Consider the following 2271-nt stretch of genomic DNA (forward strand, 5'->3'; position numbering starts at 1 on the left):
GTTCTACCTGGATTACGTGAACGTGAAGCCGGAGTACGTGAAGGCGTGGTGGAACCTGGTGAACTGGGCCGATGTCCAGGCCCGCCTCGCGGCGGCGACCACCGGCGCGAGCACCCTCATCACCCCCGGCCGGTAACACCCCGGCCCGACACACAGGCCGGCAACACCCCGGCCTGCACATGACGACGGGCCACATGACGACGGGCCACTCTCCTGCACGGAGGGCGGCCCGTCGTCGTGTTCGGTTATCTGGCGAGGAACTCCAGCACGTGGCGGTTCCACTCCTCTCGGTGGGAGACGGTCACGCCGTGGGGTGCGCCCTCGATCACCACGGTCTCGCTGGTGGGGATGACCTCCCCCGTCCGCTTACCGCTGACCTCGAACGGCACGATGGCGTCCGAGTCACCGTGGATCACCAGGGTGGGCACCGTGATCTTCGTCAGATCGTCCCGGAAGTCCGTGGTGGCGAAGGCCGCGGTGCAGTCGAGGGTCCCCTTCGGGGACGCCGCGAGCGCGATCGAGAGGTTGTAGGCGATCTGCTCGTCGCTGACGAGGGGCTTGTTCAGCAGACCGGGCTTCCCCGCGGTGAAGAACATGTGCAGGAACTCGTTCAGGAACGCCGGGCGGTCCCCGGTGATCCCGTTCGTGAACCAGTCCGCGAGGTCCTGGTCCACACCGCCGTCGGGGTTGTCCCCGGACTTCCACAGGTACGGCGGGACGGCGCTGGCGAAGACGAGCTTGGAGATCCGCTCCTGACCGTAGGTGCCGACATAGCGGGCCAGCTCCCCACCGCCCATCGAGAACCCGACCAGCACGGCGTCGCGGAGGTCGAACTCCTCGAGCAGCGCGTTCAGGTCGGAGGCCAGGGTGTCGTAGTCGTAGCCGGACCACGGCTGCGAGGACTGCCCGAAGCCGCGCCGGTCGTAGGTGATCACGCGGTAGCCCGCGGAGACGAGCGCGGGGACCTGGCCCTCCCAGGAGCGGCCGCTGAGGGGCCAGCCGTGGATGAGGACGACCGGTTTGCCGACGCCGTAGTCCTCGTAGTGGAGCTCCACCTCGGTGGTGGAGTGGGCGGGGATGGTGATGAAGGGCATGATGTACCTTTCGCGCTCGGTTCCGGGCCGGGACCGGCCCGTCTGTCTGTCCGCGTTGCCGACATGCAGGATTCGACGCGGAGCCGCTCGGGGATCGGGTGGAACAGGAGATTCCGCTCCTCATCCTCGGCAGCCCCGTCCCGGATTGTCCATGACGTGCCGGTCCCGGCGGTCCGTCATGCACCCGTGCTATACGGTGGACGGGGAGCGTGAGGACGCCCCGACCACGCGGTCATCCGGCGCTCCGCCGTCACGGCCATGAAGGATCGAGCGTCGACGGACGGGGTGAGGGGACCTATGCGCGGGGGCCTGAAGCGGATCGGGTCGTTCACGGTCGTCGGGACGGTGGCCTTCGTCGTCGACATCTCGCTCTTCAACATCCTGGCCTCCGGAGCAGGACTCGGCCCCATCACCTCGAAGGTCTTCTCGGTGACGGCCGCCACCGCGGTCTCCTGGCTGGGCAGCAGGTACGTCACCTTCCGGGAGCTGGGGGGCCGGAAGAAGCGCGAGGAGGCGATCCTCTTCTTCCTCATCAACCTGGTGGGACTCGGCATCGCCGCAGGATGCCTGTTCGTCTCCCACTACCTCCTCGGCCTCACGAGCGCCCTGGCCAACAACATCTCCGCGAACGTGGTGGGCGTACTCCTCGGGAACGTCTTCCGGTACGTGGCCTACCGCTTCTACGTCTTCCGCCCCGTCCGGGAGAACGCCTGATCGCGCCGGACCTCGACCGGGAACGGACGATGGCGGGAAGCCTGCTGCAATCCACGGTGAATTCTGCGCCGCAGGGGTAGGAGAACTGCACCTGGGACCCGTAAAGTTGTGAGCAACCCCGGCACGTGCTGAAGAATCCTGCTGTTCTTCCTGCCGCCGCTCAACGCCGTTCGTGAGAAGACTCCCCCCATGCGTGCTCCCACCGCCCTGACAGCCCTGGCCCTCGCCAGTGGACTCCTGCTCACAGTTCCCGCCACCGCCTTCGCGGAGGAACCGGGCGTCCCGCCGGAGACCGTGACGCCCCCCGTCGTCCCGGCGCCGGCGGATCCGGCCCCGGTCACCCCCGCCGTGCCGGTCGTCCCGGCCGACCCGCCGGCGGCCGCACCGGTGTCCCCCCCGCACCCCCCCCCGGCGGCCGGCCCGTCTACACACCCGCCGCCGCCCCCGCCCCCCCCGCCCTCGG

General features: G+C 69.0%; 4 protein-coding genes. 3 read left to right on the forward strand and 1 reads right to left on the reverse strand.

Features of this window, described 5'->3' with window-relative positions; all coding sequences use genetic code 11:
* The first annotated feature begins 7 nt into the window (after positions 1–7).
* Complete coding sequence (locus AC792_RS05850) at positions 8–136, forward strand: Fe-Mn family superoxide dismutase (protein ID WP_082177509.1); 129 nt, start codon at positions 8–10, stop codon at positions 134–136.
* 109 nt (positions 137–245) lie between these two features.
* Here AC792_RS05850 and AC792_RS05855 read toward each other — a convergent pair whose 3' ends face one another.
* Positions 246–1094 (reverse strand): alpha/beta fold hydrolase, encoded by an 849-nt coding sequence (locus AC792_RS05855; protein ID WP_049829638.1) that lies wholly within the window; start codon positions 1092–1094, stop codon positions 246–248.
* Between the two features lie 297 nt (positions 1095–1391).
* Here AC792_RS05855 and AC792_RS05860 point away from each other — a divergent pair, with 297 nt between their 5' ends.
* Together AC792_RS05860 and AC792_RS17255 are read left to right on the forward strand one after the other, a co-directional pair.
* Entirely contained in the window at positions 1392–1808 is a 417-nt protein-coding gene (locus AC792_RS05860) for a GtrA family protein (protein ID WP_049829639.1), read from the forward strand.
* 189 nt (positions 1809–1997) lie between these two features.
* Positions 1998–2271 (forward strand): hypothetical protein (locus AC792_RS17255; RefSeq protein WP_200903376.1); only part of this gene is annotated, 274 nt, incomplete at its 3' end.

The organism is Arthrobacter sp. RIT-PI-e, from assembly GCF_001187915.1.
Taxonomy (GTDB): Bacteria; Actinomycetota; Actinomycetes; order Actinomycetales; family Micrococcaceae; genus Arthrobacter_D.

What these genes read in the sequence shown, in the direction of transcription:
- AC792_RS05855 (WP_049829638.1), bottom strand. Translation starts at nt 1,094, where the DNA reads ATGCCCTTCATCACCATCCCCGCCCACTCCACCACCGAGGTGGAGCTC.
- AC792_RS05860 (WP_049829639.1), top strand. Translation starts at nt 1,392, where the DNA reads ATGCGCGGGGGCCTGAAGCGGATCGGGTCGTTCACGGTCGTCGGGACG.